The 17438-nt window shown below is 64.7% G+C and carries 15 protein-coding genes; 10 read left to right on the forward strand and 5 right to left on the reverse strand.

Going from position 1 to position 17438, the window contains the following annotated elements:
- Window positions 1–13 precede the first annotated feature (13 nt).
- The 7 genes from HMP06_RS06700 to HMP06_RS06730 all read left to right on the forward strand — a co-directional run bounded on the left by HMP06_RS06700 (window position 14) and on the right by HMP06_RS06730 (window position 8732).
- Window positions 14–1216 (forward strand): efflux RND transporter periplasmic adaptor subunit, encoded by a 1203-nt coding sequence (locus tag HMP06_RS06700; RefSeq protein ID WP_176496392.1) that lies wholly within the window; start codon window positions 14–16, stop codon window positions 1214–1216.
- Between the two features lie 7 nt (window positions 1217–1223).
- On the forward strand, window positions 1224–4412 hold the full coding sequence (locus HMP06_RS06705) for an efflux RND transporter permease subunit (RefSeq protein WP_269473408.1): 3189 nt from the start codon (window positions 1224–1226) through the stop codon (window positions 4410–4412).
- Window positions 4409–5863 (forward strand): efflux transporter outer membrane subunit, encoded by a 1455-nt coding sequence (locus tag HMP06_RS06710; protein ID WP_176496393.1) that lies wholly within the window; start codon window positions 4409–4411, stop codon window positions 5861–5863. The genes HMP06_RS06705 and HMP06_RS06710 overlap by 4 nt, the downstream gene beginning before the upstream one ends.
- Before the next feature lie 74 nt (window positions 5864–5937).
- On the forward strand, window positions 5938–6291 hold the full coding sequence (locus HMP06_RS06715; protein ID WP_176496394.1) for a poly(R)-hydroxyalkanoic acid synthase subunit PhaE: 354 nt from the start codon (window positions 5938–5940) through the stop codon (window positions 6289–6291).
- Window positions 6288–7355, forward strand: a complete 1068-nt coding sequence (locus tag HMP06_RS06720; protein ID WP_176496395.1) for an alpha/beta fold hydrolase — start codon at window positions 6288–6290, stop codon at window positions 7353–7355. Before HMP06_RS06715 ends, HMP06_RS06720 begins: the two co-directional genes overlap by 4 nt.
- A complete protein-coding gene (locus HMP06_RS06725) occupies window positions 7352–7888 on the forward strand; it encodes a GNAT family N-acetyltransferase (protein ID WP_176496396.1) in 537 nt (178 codons plus the stop codon). Before HMP06_RS06720 ends, HMP06_RS06725 begins: the two co-directional genes overlap by 4 nt.
- 52 nt (window positions 7889–7940) lie before the next feature.
- Window positions 7941–8732: an esterase/lipase family protein gene (locus tag HMP06_RS06730; RefSeq protein ID WP_176496397.1), complete on the forward strand. Its 792-nt coding sequence runs from the start codon at window positions 7941–7943 to the stop codon at window positions 8730–8732.
- A 153-nt stretch (window positions 8733–8885) separates the two neighbouring features.
- Here HMP06_RS06730 and HMP06_RS06735 read toward each other — a convergent pair whose 3' ends face one another.
- The 4 genes from HMP06_RS06735 to HMP06_RS06750 all read right to left on the reverse strand — a co-directional run bounded on the left by HMP06_RS06735 (window position 8886) and on the right by HMP06_RS06750 (window position 12004).
- Window positions 8886–9413: a hypothetical protein gene (locus tag HMP06_RS06735; protein ID WP_176496398.1), complete on the reverse strand. Its 528-nt coding sequence runs from the start codon at window positions 9411–9413 to the stop codon at window positions 8886–8888.
- A gap of 201 nt (window positions 9414–9614) precedes the next feature.
- Window positions 9615–10076: a phosphate-starvation-inducible protein PsiE gene (locus HMP06_RS06740; RefSeq protein ID WP_232089892.1), complete on the reverse strand. Its 462-nt coding sequence runs from the start codon at window positions 10074–10076 to the stop codon at window positions 9615–9617.
- Between the two features lie 96 nt (window positions 10077–10172).
- Window positions 10173–10502 carry a phasin family protein gene (locus tag HMP06_RS06745; protein WP_176496399.1) on the reverse strand — a complete coding sequence of 110 codons (330 nt, stop codon included), beginning with the start codon at window positions 10500–10502 and terminating at the stop codon, window positions 10173–10175.
- Entirely contained in the window at window positions 10499–12004 is a 1506-nt protein-coding gene (locus HMP06_RS06750; protein ID WP_176496400.1) for a WS/DGAT/MGAT family O-acyltransferase, read from the reverse strand. Before HMP06_RS06750 ends, HMP06_RS06745 begins: the two co-directional genes overlap by 4 nt.
- 100 nt (window positions 12005–12104) lie before the next feature.
- On the opposite strand from HMP06_RS06750, the gene HMP06_RS06755 reads away from it, so the two are divergent.
- Window positions 12105–12725, forward strand: coding sequence for a DUF1353 domain-containing protein (locus HMP06_RS06755; protein WP_176496401.1), 621 nt, complete (start codon window positions 12105–12107; stop codon window positions 12723–12725).
- Between the two features lie 46 nt (window positions 12726–12771).
- Here HMP06_RS06755 and HMP06_RS06760 read toward each other — a convergent pair whose 3' ends face one another.
- Window positions 12772–15990 carry a bifunctional cytochrome P450/NADPH--P450 reductase gene (locus HMP06_RS06760; protein ID WP_176496402.1) on the reverse strand — a complete coding sequence of 1073 codons (3219 nt, stop codon included), beginning with the start codon at window positions 15988–15990 and terminating at the stop codon, window positions 12772–12774.
- 97 nt (window positions 15991–16087) lie between these two features.
- Here HMP06_RS06760 and HMP06_RS06765 point away from each other — a divergent pair, with 97 nt between their 5' ends.
- Both HMP06_RS06765 and HMP06_RS06770 read left to right on the forward strand, forming a co-directional pair.
- Window positions 16088–16891, forward strand: coding sequence for a hypothetical protein (locus HMP06_RS06765; RefSeq protein WP_176496403.1), 804 nt, complete (start codon window positions 16088–16090; stop codon window positions 16889–16891).
- Window positions 16892–16964: 73 nt separating this feature from the next.
- Window positions 16965–17432 carry a bactofilin family protein gene (locus tag HMP06_RS06770; protein WP_176496404.1) on the forward strand — a complete coding sequence of 156 codons (468 nt, stop codon included), beginning with the start codon at window positions 16965–16967 and terminating at the stop codon, window positions 17430–17432.
- Window positions 17433–17438 lie beyond the last annotated feature (6 nt).

A 17438-nucleotide genomic window follows, 5' to 3' on the forward strand; every position in this document is an offset into this window, starting at 1 on the left:
CGGTGGACACGTAATGACGGTTCGGGTTTTCTATCTTCGCACGATAGGTGCATTGGGCGTTGCGGCGCTTGCCCTGTCCGGATGCGGTGCAGACTCCGGCGACAAGGCCAAGGGCGGTCGGGGTGCCGCGAAGGGCCCGCCCGAAGTCGGCTTCATGGTCGTGCAGCCAAGCAGCGTGCCGATCGTAACCGAGCTTGCCGGCCGTACCGCAGCCTATCAAAGCTCCGAAGTGCGCCCGCAGGTCACCGGGCTGATCCGCCGCCGATTTTTCACCGAGGGTGCGCTCGTCCGCAAGGGCCAACCGCTCTATCAGATCGACCCCAGCCTCTACCGCGCCTCCGCCAACGAAGCGCGCGCCAGCCTCAGTAGCGCTGCTGCCAATGCCGAAGCGACGCGAATCAAGGCCGAACGCTTCAAGCCGCTCGCCGACATGCAGGCCGTGGCCAAGCAGGATTACACCGACGCCGCCGCGCAAGCGCGCCAGGCGGCCGCCGCAGTGGCGCAGACCAAGGCGGCGCTGGAGACCGCGCAGATCAATCTGCGCTTCACCACCGTGCCCGCGCCGATCACCGGACGGATCGGGCGGTCGCTGTTCACCGAAGGCGCCCTCGTCACAGCGAGCCAGACCGACCCGCTAACGACGATCCAGCGGCTCGATCCAATCTATGTCGATATCCAGCAAGCGAGCGCCGACTTGCTCCGCCTGCGGCGGTCGCTCGCGACCGCGGGCACCGCCGCCAGCGCCGATGTACGGCTGAAACTGGAAGACGGCAGCGATTACGGGATGGTGGGCCGGGTGGAATTCGCCGAGGTGATGGTCGATGCCGCGACCGGCACGGTAACGTTGCGTGCGCGCTTCCCCAATCCGCAGGGGCTGCTGCTGCCGGGCATGTTCGTCCGCGCAAGCTTTGCGCAATCGATCGACACCAATGCCTTCCTGATCCCGCAGCAAGCCGTCTCACGCGACCCCAAGGGCAATGCGACGGTGTTCGTTGTTGCCCCCGACGGCAAAGGCGGCAGCAAGGCGGTGTCAAAGCAAGTCACGACGACGCGCACATCGGGCTCCAACTGGGTGGTGACCGCCGGTCTGAACGCGGGCGACAAGGTGATCGTGCAGGGTGTGGGCAAGGTAAAGGCCGATGCGACGGTTCGCCCCGTCGCGGCGGGCACCCCGCAAACGATCAAGTCGCCTTCCTCCGACAAGCCCAAGACCTGAGCGCGCCGTGATTTCGCGCATTTTCATCGACCGGCCGATTTTCGCCTGGGTCATTTCGATCATCATCATGCTGGCCGGCATCGGCGCAATCTACACCCTGCCGGTCGAGCAATTCCCCGATATCGCGCCGCCAAACGTCAATATCCGTGCCAGCTATCCCGGTGCATCGGCCGAGACGCTGGAAAATTCGGTCGCGCAGGTGATCGAGCAACAACTGACCGGCATTGATGGCCTGCTCTATTTCAGCACGTCATCCTCTTCGCGCGGTCAGGTGTCGATTTCCGCCACCTTCGAGAAGGGTACCGATCCCGACATTGCGCAGGTGCAGGTGCAGAACAAGGTTCAGCAAGCCCTGCCCCGGTTGCCCCAACAAGTGCAGCAACAGGGCCTGACCGTCACCAAATCGAACCCCGACTTCCTGCTGATCGCGGCGATTTACGACACCAGCGACCGCACCACCAACCAGGACGTGTCCGACTATCTCGTGTCGAACCTGCAGGACACGATCGGCCGCATCAAAGGCGTGGGCGACATCAACGTGTTCGGCGCGCAATATGCGATGCGGATCTGGCTCGATCCCAACAGACTTGCCAGCTTCAGCTTGATCCCCGGCGATGTCGTCACCGCGATCACCGCACAGAATACCGAAGTGGCGGCGGGCGAGATCGGCGGCACGCCCAACGCGCCCGAACAGGTCTTAAACGCCACCGTCACAGCACAGGCGCGGCTTTCCACGCCCGAACAGTTCCGCAACATCGTCCTGAAAACGCAGCCCGATGGCTCTGTTGTGCGCTTGTCCGACGTGGCGCGCGTTGAGTTGGGCGCAGAAAATTATGGCGTCACCAGCCGCGTCAACGGGCATCCCGGCGCGGGCATCGCCGTCAGCCTCGCACCCGGTGCCGATGCGCTTGGCACCGCAGAACTGGTCAAGGCCGAGATCGAGCGTTCGGCGAAAAATTTCCCACAAGGATATGCCTACAGCTTCCCGCAAGATTCGACCGCCTTCATCAAACTCTCGGTCGAAGAAGTCGAAAAGACGTTGATCGAGGCGATCGTGCTGGTCGTGATCGTCATGTTCGTGTTCCTGCAAAGCTGGCGCGCGACGCTGATCCCGACGATCGCGGTGCCAGTCGTGCTGCTCGGCACCTTCGGCATCTTCGCGCTCGCCGGTTTCACCATCAACACGCTGACCTTGTTCGGCCTCGTGCTGGCGATCGGACTGCTCGTCGATGACGCGATCGTCGTCGTTGAGAATGTCGAGCGGTTGATGGATGAAAATCCCGACATGTCGCCGCGCGACGCCACGATCAAATCGATGGACGAAATCACCGTCGCGTTGATCGCGATCGCGCTCGTATTGTCGGCGGTGTTCCTGCCGATGGCGTTCTTCGGCGGATCGACCGGCGTGATTTACCGGCAATTTTCGATCACGATCGTCTCGGCGATGGTCCTGTCGGTCGTCGTCGCCTTGGTCCTGACCCCGGCGCTGACCGCAACGTTGCTGAAGCGCAAGCAGGACACCAAACAGGACGGCTGGCTGGCCCGCAAGACTCAGCCGCTGAAGGACCGCTTCAACCGCGGATTTGAGCGGACGACCGATCGCTACGTCACCGCCGTCGGAACGGTCGTAGACCGCAAATGGCTGTTCCTGCTGATCTACGCAGGCGTGGTCGCGATCCTGGCAATCATGTTCCTCCGCCTGCCGACCGGGTTCCTGCCGACCGAGGACCAGGGAATCGCGCAGATTCAGTATAACCTCGCGCCGGGCTCGACGATTAACCAGACGCGTCAGGCGCAGTTGCAGATCGAGAAGTATTTCGCGGGTAGCGAAGGCAAGAACGTCGCCGGCTTCCTGACGGTCGCCGGCGGCGGCGGGGGCGGCGGCGGCGGCCAGAACGCCGGTCGCGGCTTCGTCGCCTTCAAGGACTGGGCCGACCGCAAGGGGACCCAAAACGGTGCCGACGCGATCACGCAGCGCGCAAACAAGGCGCTGAGCGGCCTGCGCGACGTCGAATTCTACGCTACCGTCCCCTCGGCCGTGCGCGGGCTCGGCCAGTCGAACGGCTTCTCCATGCAGTTGCAGAACACCGGCGGTTTGAGCCGCGCCGACTTCAAGGCGGCACGTGACGCGCTGCTGGCCGCCGCGCGCGCTGATCCGACACTGGCGGCGGTGCGCCCGACCGATTTGGAAGACCAGCCGACGCTGCGCATCGACCTCGATCCGCAAAAGCTGAGCACGCTTGGCCTCAGCCAAGCCGACGTGAACACCACGCTGTCAACCGCTTGGGGTGGCCGCTATGTCAACGATTTCAACGATCGTGGCCGCGTGAAGCGCGTTTATGTCCAGGGCGACGCGCCATACCGCGCGGCCCCCGAAGACCTGTCGAAATGGTTCGTGCGCGGTTCGAGCGGGGCAATGGCGCCCTTCTCCGCCTTTTCGACAATTGCGTGGAGCAAGACACCCCCGACGCTCGCACGGTTCTCGGGCATTTCATCCTACGAGATTTCGGGTCAGGCGGCACCGGGGGAAAGCTCCGGCACCGCGATGAACACGATGGCCGAGCTTGCGGCCAAATATCCCGGCACCTCGGTTGCGTGGAGCGGCCTGTCCTACCAGGAACGCCTGTCGTCTGGGCAAGCGCCATTGCTCTACGGCATCTCGCTGCTGGTCGTGTTCCTATGCCTCGCCGCGCTGTATGAAAGCTGGACGATCCCGATCGCGGTGCTGATGATCATTCCGCTCGGCCTCGTCGGGGCGATCTTCGCGGTGACGCTGCGCGGATTGCAGAATGACGTCTATCTGCAGATCGGCTTGCTCACCACGATGGGCCTCGCCGCCAAGAATGCGATCCTGATGATCGAATTCGCCGAACAGGCGGAGAAATCGGGAAAGCGTGTGATCGATGCCGCGCTTGAGGCCGCCCGCCTCCGGTTGCGCCCGATCCTGATGACCAGCCTCGCCTTCATCTTCGGCGTTTTGCCGCTGGCGATCTCTACCGGCGCTGGTGCCAACAGCCGCGTCGCGATCGGCACGGCGGTGATCGGCGGGATGCTGACCGCGACGATCCTCGCGGTGTTCTACATCCCGCTGTTCTTCGTCTTGGTCCGCCGCGGCACGCGCGATACGTTGAAGAAATTCCGGCACAAACCCGCGCCGGACGCCCCGCCCTCCAGTACTGGGGAGGCGACGGCATGATCCGCAAGGCCATCACCCTCGCATCGCTCGCCGCTCTTTCGGCCTGTTCGTTTGCGCCGAAATATGTCCGTCCGGACTTGCCGGTTCCGCCGAGCTGGCCAGTCGGCGATGCCTATCTGCGGCAAAACGAGGCAGCGCTGCCCAGCATCTCGTACCGCGATATCTTCCGCGACCCGCGCTTGCAAAAGATCGTCGAACAGGCACTCGCCAACAATCGCGATTTGCGCATCGCCGCCGCCAATATCGCTATCGCACGGGCGCAGTACCGCATTCAGCGGGCCGAGCAGTTACCGACGATCGACGCATCCTCAAACTACACGCGCAGCGACGCCGGAACCGGTCGCGCGTTCAATGGCGGCGCGCCGGTGACCGGCGGAGTGCGCGAGAATTTTTCGGCCAATCTCGGCATCACCGCGTTCGAGATCGACCTGTTCGGTCGTGTCCGGTCGCTCAGCACCGCGGCGCAAAACCGCTATTTCAGCACTGAGGCGGCCGCCCGCGCGACCCGACTGACGCTGGTCGGCGACATTGCCACCGCCTGGCTGACCTATGCGTCGGACCAGAGCCTTCTCCAAATCGCGCGCGACACCGCTGCCAATGCAGAACGCAGCGTAACACTGACCAAGCTGCGCCTCGATGGCGGGATCGCACCGCGGACCGACCTTGCGCAGGCGCAAATCGTCTTCCAGACGGCGCAGTCCGATCTTGCGACGCAGACAACGGCGGTGGCGCAGGACGTCAACGCGCTGCAGTTGCTGGTTGGCGCACCGGTCGACCCCGCGTTGCTGCCCAAATCGATCGAGGAGGCCGCCGCGACTGTGGCCGCGCTGCCTGCGGGCGTGGATTCGGGCGTGCTGCTGCGCCGCCCAGACGTCGTGCAGGCCGAATATGAATTGCGCGCAACCAATGCCGAGATCGGCGCTGCACGCGCGGCCTTGTTCCCGCGCATTTCGTTGACCGCACTCGCCGGGTTGGCCAGCAATACGCTGGGTGGATTGTTCACCGGCGGCGCCTTCAACTATTCGCTTTCGCCGGGCGCAAGCTATCCGATTTTTAACGCCGGTGCCGGACGCGCGGGCGTCGCCCAGTCGCGGGCGCAACGCGACGTTGCATTGGCGACGTATGAGCGCACGATCCAGACCGCGTTCCGGGAAGTCGCCGACGCGCTTGCGCGGCGCGGCACGATCGGCAATCAGCTCGCCGCGCAGACCGCGCTGACCGCAGCGGCGAGCGACAATTACCGGCTGTCCGACGCCCGCTATCGCGGCGGGATCGATACGTTCCTGCAGAGCCTCGATGCGCAGCGCTCGCTTTATTCGGCACGGCGCTCGTTGGTCGCGACGCAGCTTACGGGCGCGACAAATTTGGTCACGCTCTACCGCACGCTCGGCGGCGACGCGACGCTCGATGCGACGCCGGCGGGACCACAGCCGGCCACCCCGACCAGGTGATGCTGCAATCATGCTGCACTGCAACGTGCAGCATCCGCTTGACGGCTCCCCGCCGGCGGTGAAGGATGTGGTCGATGGCAAACCCAACCGATCCCGGCGCCCTGTTCCGCGACATGCTCGGCCAGTGGGAGCAGATGACCAACCAATTTGGCGGGGAAGCGCTGAAGACCGGCGAGTTCGCCCGCGTGATGCAAGGCGCGAACGCCGCCGCGATGCAGGCGCAGGGCGCGGCGCACCAAGTGATGGACCGCGCGCTCGCCGCCGCCAACATGCCGAGCCGCAGTGAAGTCGCCGACATCTCGGCGCGCCTTGCCCGGATCGAGGAAGCGGTCGCGCGGATCGAGGGGATCGTGATGGCGCAAGCCGGGATCGCACCCCCGGCCCGGCCCAAACCCAAGCGCACGCGCACGGCCCCGGCCAAGCCTTGAGCGCGGCGCCCAACCTTCTCGACCAGGCGCGCACTGCTTTCGACCGGGCGCTCCAGCGCAATATCAAGGGCCTTGGCTATCTCACCTCCTCCGCCCCCGCACTCGGGGCGTGCGCCAAGGATCTGCTGATCCAGCGCGGGACGATGAACCTCTACCATTACCGCCCGCTGGTCGATGATGTGTACCGCGTGCCGCTGCTGCTCGTCATGGCGACCACCAACCGCGGCTACATCTTCGACATGGTGCCGGGTCAAAGCCTGGTCGAATATCTGCTCAAGGCCGGGTTCGACGTCTTCATGCTCGACTGGACGCCACCGCGCGCCGATGAGAAGACGCTCGCCCTTGAGGATTACGTGCTCGATTTCCTGCCCCAGGCGATCGCGCGGGTGCAGGCCGAGACGGGTGAACAGGACTTCACGATCGTCGGCTATTGCTTCGGCGGGGTGCTTTCCACGCTCTGGGCGGGGCTACATCCTGACGCGCCGATGAAGAACCTCGTCTGCTTCACCACGCCGGTCGATTTCTCGAAGATGGACATGTTTCAGGCTTGGGCCGACCGACGCTTCTTCGATGTCGACCGACTGGTCGATACGTTCGGCAATTGCCCTGGTGATTATCTGTACACCGCCTTCGATCTGCTGCGGCCGGGCGGGCGGATCGCGGGGAATATCCGGCTCGCCGACAATTTGTGGAACGACGATTATGTCCGTTCCTTCCGCATGTTCGATCGCTGGACCAGCGACGTCCTGCCGCTACCCGGCGAATATTTCCGTCAGACGGTCAAGCAACTCCTGTGGGGGAACGAACTCCACGAAGGGACCATGCACGTCGGCGGCCGCCGCGTCGATCTGGGCGCGATCACCGCGCCGTTCCTGCACGTCACTGCCGAGCACGACCATATCGTCCCTGCCGCTGCATCAGCCCCGCTGATCGAGTTGGTCGGCAGCGCCAGCAAGGAACAAGTGACACTGAAAGGCGGGCATGTCAGCCTCGTCGCCGGCGGCAATGCCATCAAGCGCCTATGGCCGAAACTGGTCGATTGGCTCGAGGAGCGTTCGGAATGAGCCATCACATTCGCCGGTTCGATGCCAAGGATGCAGACGCAATGTTGGCATTTGCGGAAGCCTTGCCAGAGCACGATCTGCTTTTCCTGGGCCGCGACCTGAAGCATCCGCGCGTGATCGCCGCCTGGGTCGAAGCGATTGCCGAGGGCTGGATCGACAGCCTCGTCGCGGAGGAGAATGGCCAGTTCGTGGGCACCGCTGCCTTGGTGCGCGATCCGCTCGGCTGGAGCGCGCATGTCGGCGAGGTGCGACTGCTCGTCTCGCCGTCCAAGCGCGGTGCCGGGCTCGGGCGCGATCTGCTCGAAGGGATTTATTCGATCGCGATGGAGCGCGGCATCGCCAAGCTGACTGCGCAAATGACGCCCGACCAGATCGGATCGGTCATGCTTTTCGAAAGCCTCGGCTTCCGCGCCGAAGCGCTATTGAAAGATCACGTCCGGGATCGGGCCGGGAACGCCTTCGATCTTGCTATATTGAGCCATGATGTCGCGCGCGTCGCGGCGCAGCATCGCGCATTCGGCGTGGAAGATTGAACTATATTGCAATGCAGCACGTTTAGACTGCAATTCAAGGAAGGAATGCCCGATGCCCACCCCCCATGCGACGACACAGGTCGCCCCGCCCTCCGCGTTGCTGGCGCTGACCGAATTGCCGCGCGCATTGGCGGAACTGTCGAGCCTCGGCATGGCCGCCCCGTTTCTTGCCAGCGCGCCGCGCGGTGACGGACATCCGGTCATGGTGCTGCCCGGCTTCGTGACGAGCGACATTTCGACCACGGTGCTGCGCCGCTATCTGACGCAGATCGGCTATGATGCCCACACCTGGGACTTGGGGCGCAATCTCGGCCCAAAGGCGATCGGCCAGCAAGGCGAGAAGCTGATCGCGCGGTTGAAGGCGATCCACGAAGCAACCGGCCAGAAGGTCAGCCTGATCGGCTGGAGCCTCGGCGGCGTGATGGCGCGCCAGCTGGCGCGCCGCGCGCCCGATGCGGTGCGCCAAGTCATTTCGCTCGGATCGCCCTTCACCGGCACGCCCAAAGCGACCAACGTCTGGCGCGCCTACGAAATGCTGACCGGCCAGAAGATCGACGACGCGGATGTGACCGAGCAGCTGCGCGAAAGCGCCAGCCCGCCGCCGGTGCCCTCGACGTCAATCTACACGCGCGAGGACGGTGTGGTCGCTTGGCAGAATTGCGTCGAACCGCGCAGCGCCGAGACCGACAATATCGAAGTGCATGGCAGCCATTGCGGACTCGGCGTCAATCCGGCGGTGCTCTACGCCGTCGCCGACCGACTGGCGCAAGCCGAGGGCGATTGGCACCCGTTCAAGCGGAATGGACTGAAGCGGCTGGTCTATCCGTTTGCGGGACATGCCTGAGCGGTACGCCCCGGACTATACCCAAAGCTACGCCCATTGCGGCTGGAGGCACGGCGCGTCGTTGACGGTCACGGTCTGTAGATCGCTCGCATGATCTAAAAAGCGCCCGGGGATCTCTCCCCGGGCGCCCTGATATTACCGTGCTGCGACGCTTTACAGTGCCGGCATCATCTTGGCGCGAGTGGAACTGTGACCACCGTTGCGGCTCAGAATGTCGCTGGCGCGCTCTTCGGTCACGCCGGCATTGCTGGTGTCTACCGAAACAAACACGCCGCCATCGTTGATACGGCCCTCGTAATAGGTGGAATCTTCCGCGGTCACGCCGTGGTCGGTCAACAGGCCACTGATGCCAACGGCCGCTGCGCCGATCGCCGCACCGGTCAACGCGGCACCCGGTATGGCTGCCGCCGCGATCGCCCCTGCCGCCACGAGCGGACCGACGCCTGGAATCGCGAGCGCGGCGATCCCGAGCAACGTCCCGGCCCCTGCGCCAAGCGCGGTCTTGCCAACCACATCGGTGGCGGCCTCTGCGCCTGCACCATCCGTCGTGGTGTTTTCGCCGTCGTGCTGTGCGATGATCGAGATCGCGCTGTCGTTCAGACCGGCCGAGCGCAACTCGGATACGGCACGCTCGGCTTCCGAACGGCTGTCGAAAACTGCGGACACAAGGTTCTGGTGCATTCTCTCTCTCCAGTATCTGGGAGCAATTTTCCCAGCTTCCATAACTACTTGGAGAAAAAGCTGTTCCGAACAAAAGCAGCGAAATGCCGCGTAAAACCGTCGAACCACCGCATGCGGCGTCGGAGTGGCGGAGTCGCACCATCGGTCTTGGTCGAGCGGGCGGTTAGACGCACCCGGCAGGAACGCCCGGGCGGGCTTGCGTCAGGCCACCGTTCCCGGCCGACTGATTCGCGTAATGACCACCGCCGCGACCGCCAGCAGCAGGATCGCGCTTGCTTCGAACACGATATTCTCCGGCGCCATCTCCTTGCTTTGCAGGACGATCAGGCGGGCAAGCGCGGTCATGGCGATGAAGATCGGGTAGATGAAGGTCGCGCCCTTGCCGGTGTAGAAAACGCTGACCATGCCGATGACTTCGGTGTAGAGAAACATTTGCAGAATATCGGCGAGCGTGATCGACCAGCTTTGATAAATGGCGACAATCTCGGTCAACGCGCCGCCGATCGTCATCAGCGCGACGAGGATCAACAGCACGCGCTCGACCAGATGGAAGCCCGCCGCCGCAACGGCGTGTTCGGCACCGCTGACGGTCGGCTTGAACGAGCTGTCGTCGATCATATCGTTGCCGGACAGCTTGGTTCCGGGCGGGGTCGGTGCGTTCATCGGCGGGATCCTCGTGCTATGCGGGGGACCGGCAGGTGGCCTGGCCCACGCCACGCCCGCCGCTTGGCGAACGCAGCGCGGGCCGACGCCTTCCCCCTATTTCTCGCCGCGCACCGTGCTCACCGCATCGCGACCGAATTGCATGATCAGCTCGCCGATCTCGCGCGCCTGGCCCATGCTGCGGGTGCCCTGTTCGCGGATGAAATCGCCCTGGATCTTCATCACTTCGGACAGATCCTTGGCACCGGCGGCGGCGCGCATCGCCTGGAACGCCTCGCGCGTATTGGATTCGGCCTGATCGAGCATCTTGAGCCCAACGGTCGAGCTACTCTCTGCCATTTTGGTGCCAGCATCGCGGAGCGCCTCGCCGGCCTTCTTGGCGGGCTCGGCCATCTTCTCGAACGTATCGCGGATCTTGTCGGTCATGCGGTCAGTTCCTTCTGCTTGGGTGCCTTCGCCTTTTTGGGCGCAGGCGGGGGGGATTTCGCTGGCTTGGCCGCCGCCGGTTGCGGCGCGGCGGCGGCATTCTTCAGCGCCGCGAACGCTGCGGTGAGCGCCGCGGCATAAGCCTCCGGATCGGGCATCATCGCGCGGTCGCTGGTGAAGCTGATCGCGATCGTGTCGGTATAAGAATAGATCGTGTTGATCAGCCCCATGCCGTCGAACACCGGTCCGGTGCCGTACATCGCGACCATCTTCGCCCCGCCGAAATAGAGCGGGATGCGGCTGCCCGGCACGTTCGTCACCACGCAGTTGAACACCGGGGCGTGCGCGTTCGCCGCCCCGACCCGCGTGTAGAGCCGCGCGGCGAGCCCGGCGAGCCCCGATGGGATTAGCTGGCTGTAATCAGTCAGCGTCCGCGCGCCGACAGCGCCAGTCATCGCCTTGGAATTGGCGGCTTCGGCGTGGACGAAGCGAAGCCGTTCAAGCGGATCTTCGATCTGCGTGCCGAGGCCCACGACCATCGCCGAGACGAGGTTGCCGAGTGCCGCCTTCTCCCCCTCCCCGCGCACCGAAATCGGCGCCATCGCGCTCAGCGTGTCCTTGGGCAGTTCGCCCTTCGCAGCGAGGTATCCGCGCAATCCGCCGCCGACGATCGCAAGGATCACGTCGTTGACGGTCGCGCCAGGCACCGCATCTTTGATCGCGCGGATGTCAGAAAGCTTGAACGCAGCGGCATCGAACACGCGGTGCGCCGAGACCTTCGCGTTGAAGCGCGTCTTCGGCGCGAGCTTTGCGCCCGCGATGCTGACGTCGCCCTTGGTCACGCTCGCGGTGAGCTTGGCCATGCCGGGGAGCGAGCGCCCGATCGTCTCGACCACGCGCATCGGTTGCAGCAGCGAGTTGAAATAGCTGCGCGTGAGCAGATCGGCGACCTTGGGCATATGCTCGGGCTTCCAATCATCGGTCGCGGCGGGCGGCGTCATGTTCGCGTCGACGTCGTGCAAAGCGGCCGACATCTCGACCCCCGACATGCCGTCGATCGCGGCATGATGCACCTTGGCGATCAGCGCGAAACAGCCCGGCGGCAAGCCTTCGACATTGTCGAGCCCTTCGAGAATGGTGAATTCCCACAGCGGCTTGCTGAGGTCCATCGGGCGGGCATGCAGCCGCGCGACCTGAATACAGAGCTGCCGCCAATCACCCGGCTTGGGGAGCGCGATGTGGCGGACGTGGAATTCGATGTCGAACTCCGGATCCTCGATCCAATAGGGATGATCGAGATCGAACGGCACCCGCACCAGCCGCTGCCGGAATGACCGCGCGCCACCGAGGCGGCTCTGGATGAAGCTGAGGATATCCTTGAAGCGGACGAACCCGCCGGGCGCGGTCGCAGGATCATAGATGCCGACCGAACCGATATGCATCGGCGTATGCGGCGTCTCGAGATAGACGAACGATGCGTCCTGTCCGCTGAGTTGTAGCATCGGTGGCTCTCCGTCTTGCACTCTACCGGTGCGTGGATCATGCTGGACCTTGGGACGAGGCTGCGCAAGAAAAAGCGCACGATGAGGGGGGACAGTTACGATGACCGACGCCAACCCCGGTGGCGAATATTATTCGACACCCAAGACCGAGTGGCTTTCCGACAGCGACGGCATGAAGTTGCTCGAAGCGTTTCGCTATAAGGACCCGGCGGGCAGGATGTGGACCGCACCGAGCGGGTCGGTAATCAACGGTGCCTCGATCCCGCGCATCGCCTGGGCGATCGTCGGCAGCCCCTATCAAATGCCGTATCGCGATGCCTCAATCATCCACGATCACTATTGCGACAGCATGGAACGCACGTGGGAAGAAACCCACCGCGTTTTTTATGATGCGATGCTGACATCACGGACGAGCGAGAGCGAAGCGCTGATCAAATATTGGGCGGTTGTTCGCGGTGGTCCGCGCTGGGACGATCACTATCGCTGGAGCGGCCTCTGGCCGTTCAAGGTGCCGCGCGCCGGGCGCGATCACGATGCTGCGTTTGCCCCCTCCTCTGTCGCGAAAAGCGCGGTTCTTACGACGCCCAGTCCGATGCTAGAAGAGACGCTATTGGCCGAGCTGAACAGCATCACCATGCAGGCCGAGGCCGGCACACTCTCCCCGTCTGAAATTCGCGCCATCGTCGAACAACAGATCGATCGACAGCCCGATCCCGGCTGACGCGGTCACCGTGTCACGGTCTGCACCTGCAAAGGGTATTGTTCAGCTACTTCCCGAACCCGAACACGTCCTGATGGAAGCGCCCGTCCTCGATCATCGCATTCAGCCAGTCGGAGCCCTGCGCATGTTCATCCCCCACTTGCTGCATCTGGATGCGGATCAGCGTGTCGCGCACCGCAGGCGCCATGAACTTGCCGTCGCCGCACAGGAAGATGTGCGCGCCCGCTTGAATCGCCGCCCAGATACGCTCCTGTTCGGCCCAGAGCGCGTCCTGGACGAACTTCCACGGGTGGCTCGGGACCGCAGAGAAGGCGAGGTACGGATCGACGATCCCCGCCGCCGCCCAAGCCTCGACCTCGTCACGGCAGAACCAGTCGTGATCGGGATGGCGGCAGCCAAAGAACAGCAGGCTCTTCGCCACCGCCTCCCCCGCCGCCGCTTGCGCGGCGCGCTCGGCGAGGAAGCCGCGTAGCGGGGCGAAGCCAGTGCCGGGGCCGATCAGGATCATCGGCGCGTACGGATCGGCGGGCGGCGCGAAGGGCGGGTTGGGGCGGCGGATATAGCCGAACACCTGATCGCCCGGCGCAACAGTCTGCATGTATCCGCTAGCGAAACCGCGATGCTCGCCCAGCCCCGACCAGGCGGGTGCTGCCATCGTGCCGACGATAAGGTCGGCGATGTGCGGGTTGTTCAACGGGCTGGACGCGATCGAGTAGAAGCGCGGGGCGATCGCGGGGGAGAGTTTTACCAGATTGTCGAGCGACAGTTCGGCGGCGGGATACTGTTCGAGCAGATCAAGCAAGCACAGGCGCTTGCCCGCCACCGCGGCGTCATAATCCGCCTCCAGCGCGGCCAGCTTGGCCTTGGTATTGGGGCAGCGCGTTTGCTCGGCCACGACGGCCAGCGCGCGCCTTGGCAACGTATCCGACAGTTCGACGAAATCGGTCAGCAACTGCCGCGCCGTCACCGTCTGACCCAGCGGCAGATGGTGGAAGCGACCGCCCTGCCCGTCGAGCCGCAATTGCGTCGCACCCGCCACGCCCAACCGCGCCATCGCGCGCGTCACCAGCTCGGGCCGGTTATGCGCATAGATCGCGATATGGTCGCCGGTGTGATAGCGCTGCCCCTCGGGCAAGCGAATGCGGATGAAGCGGGTCGAGGGGCGCGGCGGCTCGAGCGCGAAATCCCACAGGCCGTCGGCGGGCCGCACCATCTCGTCATTCGCAACGATTTCGAGTTGCTGCGCATGTTCGGGCAGAACGCGCGAGCGGGTTTCCGCGGTGTCGACCACCTGTAATGACAGCGTGGATTTGGCGACGCTCGGCTCGGCGACGTTGCCCAGCGCCTTCCACAAATCGCGCACGAACTGCGCCACCGCCCCGTCGAAATCGCCCAAGCCATCAGCCTCCGCACGCGGGAGCAGGCGGTCGGCCCCGGTCGCCTCCAACGCGGCATCGACGCGCTTGGGGAAATGCTGGTAATTCGGCCATTGCGAATTGCCGATGCCGAGCACCGCGAACTTCGCGCCGACCCAATCGGCATCCTTGAACGTATCGGCATCCATCGCGCGTTCGAGTTCGATCGCGGTATCGGGGGCGCGGCCATTATAGGTCGCGGTGACGACGACGATTACCTTGTCCTCAGGCAAATGCCCTTGCAGCAAGGCTTCGTCCATCGATCGCACGGCAGTTTCGAACCCATCGAGATTGGCGCGCTCGGCGATTTCCTCGGCAATGTCGCGCGCGGTGCCAAGGCTTGATCCGTAGAGCACCGAGAAACGCTGCCCGGTGCCCGATATCGCAGCGACCGGCGCGTCTTCGGGCGTCGCGGCAACCGACCCGAAACTCATCCGCTCATGCTCGCCGCGCAGGCGGATGCGCATCGTGAACTCGTCGGGCTTGATCGACAGCGTTTCCTTGATCCGCAGCCGATAGCCATGCGGATCGCTGATCGCGAATTTCTGCAGGATCATGGCGAGCGCCATCTTCGCCTCGACCATCGCGAATTGCCGCCCGATGCACGCGCGCATGCCGTTGCCGAACGGTTTATAGGCATGCGGGTGCCGCGCCGCCTCGGCATCGGGGAGCCAGCGGTCGATGTCGAATTCGTCCGGGCTCGGCCACACTTGCGGGTTACGATGAAGACCGGGCGAGAAGACGTTGACTGGGCGATCTTTTCGCATCGTCCACGTGCCGCCGATCACCTCATCCTCATACGGTGCCAGGCTGAAAATCGGCGCGGTCGGCCACAGCCGCTGTGCTTCTTTCAGGATGCGTTCGATCACGTCCAACTGTGCGATGTCGGCATAATCAGGGCGCTTGTCGCCGGGCAGGACGCGATCGACCTCGCCATATGCCTGCGCGAGTACGTGCGGGTGCCGCAGCAACAGATGCTGCGCGAAGGTGAGCAGCCCCGACGTCGTCTCATGCCCCGCGATCAGGAAGGTCAGCACCTGGTAGCGGATGTTGAGATCGTCGAGCCCCTCCCCCGTCTCGGGATCTACTGCCGAGAGCATCAGGTTGAGCAGATCCTTGCCATCGTTCGGATTGGCACGGCGTTCGGCGATGATACCGTCGACCAGCGTGTTCATCTCGGCAATGTCGGCCTCGAACTGCCGCGCGGATTTCTTGGCGAGGCGCTGCTGGAAGGGCAGACGCGTGATCATGTTGAGCGATTCGCCGAGCGCGCGGGCGAGCGCTTCGAGGAAGCTGTCCAATTCCTCGCGTTCGAACGAGGCGAAGCGGTGGCCGAACCCGGCGACCGCGATCGAATCGAGCGTGAAGCGCGTCATGTCGTCGGCGACGAGCACGTCGGTGCCCGACAGCCGCGACCATTTCGCCACCAACTGGTCCGCCACCTCGAGCATCATCTCGAAATAGCCCTTCATCGCGCGCTGGCTGAACGCGGGGAGCAGGATGCGATGCGCCTTGCCCCAATTAGGCTCCTCGCTGAAGGCGGTGAACAACCCGTCGCCGGCGAACTTCCGCACGACGCGCAGGCCCGGCCCCGGCATCTTGCGAAAGCGCGTTTCGTCGCACAGTTCGGCAACGAGATTGGGATCGGTCACGAACAGCGCGACGCGGCTACCGAATTTGAGCTTGAAGATGCCTTGGGGAAAATCACGGCTGACGTGGAGGAGGTGCCCGATCAGCCCGGCGCGCGCGATCTGGTGGAGGTGGCCGACGACGGGCAAGCCCTTCGGCGCGGGGATCCGACCAGGCGTTCCCGGCTGATCGCCCGGCCGCTCAATCGCCGATGTCGCCATCCTCATCTCCTGTCTTATCTTTTGAAGAACTGACCACAGCGGCGCGGCGTGCGCAACCTTAACGCCGCCGCAACCAGCAGCGGTGCAGGGTTGCGCGATGATCGTCGGCCCGACACTTTCGCAACCGCTCCGGCACGATGCCGTGGCGATCGCGCTGATCCCACTCGGGCTGATGCTTGGCGGGGCTCTGGCTTGGCCATGGGCGTGCCTGATCGCGCTCCGGGCCGCGATCCGAGGCGAGCTGTGGCTGATGCTGCTCTGGTACGGCGTGGCGCTGGGGTTCGATCCGCAAGCGCTGCTGATCGGCCCGTTCATCGCGGCACTGGCGATCCAGCACCGCGCCGCGCCACTGTGGGTGGCGCTGTCTGGCCTGGCCGCCGCCGCAATCCTGCTGGCGCGCGGGTCGATTGGCGACCTGTCGATGCCCCCCTTCCTGCTCGACCTCCCGCTATCGCGTGGTGCACCGAACCTTTGGGTGCTGCTGCAGGCGGCGCCGGGGGTCGGCGACCTGCCGCTGAACGGCCTCGCGATCGTCGCGACCGTCGGAACCGCCGGGGCCTATACCGCCTGGTTTTCGGCACGGCGGCTGTATTCGCAGCAGAGGGCGGATGCCATCTTGCTGTGCGCACTCGTCATGACGGTGGTTATCCCGGCGACCGACGCGATGGTGCTGATGATCGCCGCAATCGTCGCCGGCACGCTGGCGATCGCGGAGCGCGGCGACCCGCCCCGCTGGCGCGTTGCAGGGCTCGTCCTGGCAGCAAGTGCACTTGCCTTGCTCCCCGAACGCGGCGCGATGCCGCTCGCCACGGTCGCGCTGCTGACCGCGACGCTGCTACAAGCGCGCGCGGTGCTCAAGCCCGCCGCAAACGACAATCCGCTGATGCCGCGCACGGCCTGACGAAACGCGCTGCAGCGCTTCGGCGCGATATGCTACCGAAGAGACCGAATCGGGAATGCGGGGAGCGGTCACTATGGCGATGTTCAACAGCGCACGCGGCGGCCGCGAGGCGGGTGCGGCAGCAGCAGCATCAACGGGCGGCAAGCGTGGCATGTTCTCGGTCATCGGGCCGGACGTGGTGATTACCGGAAACCTCTCCGCGACTGCCGACCTCCACATCGACGGCTGTGTCGAAGGGGACGTGCATTGCGGTAATCTCGTCCAGGGCAGCGAAAGCCGTATCCATGGCGCCGTCCACGCCGAGACGGCGCGGATCGCCGGGTCGATCGAGGGATCGGTGTCGGTGCGTCAACTCACCGTCGAGCGCGCCGCACGGATCACTGGCGACGTCGAGTATGAATCGATCTCGATCGAAACCGGTGCGGCGGTCGATGGCTGTTTGAAGCATGTCAGCGGCGATGCCGTTGCGCGACGCTCTACCCCGATCGCCTTGCCGCGCAGCGACGATGCAGTGCAAATCGCGGACAGCGCAGCCGCCTGAATCGCG

The organism is Sphingomonas sp. HMP6, assembly GCF_013374095.1.
Taxonomy (GTDB): domain Bacteria; phylum Pseudomonadota; class Alphaproteobacteria; order Sphingomonadales; family Sphingomonadaceae; genus Sphingomonas.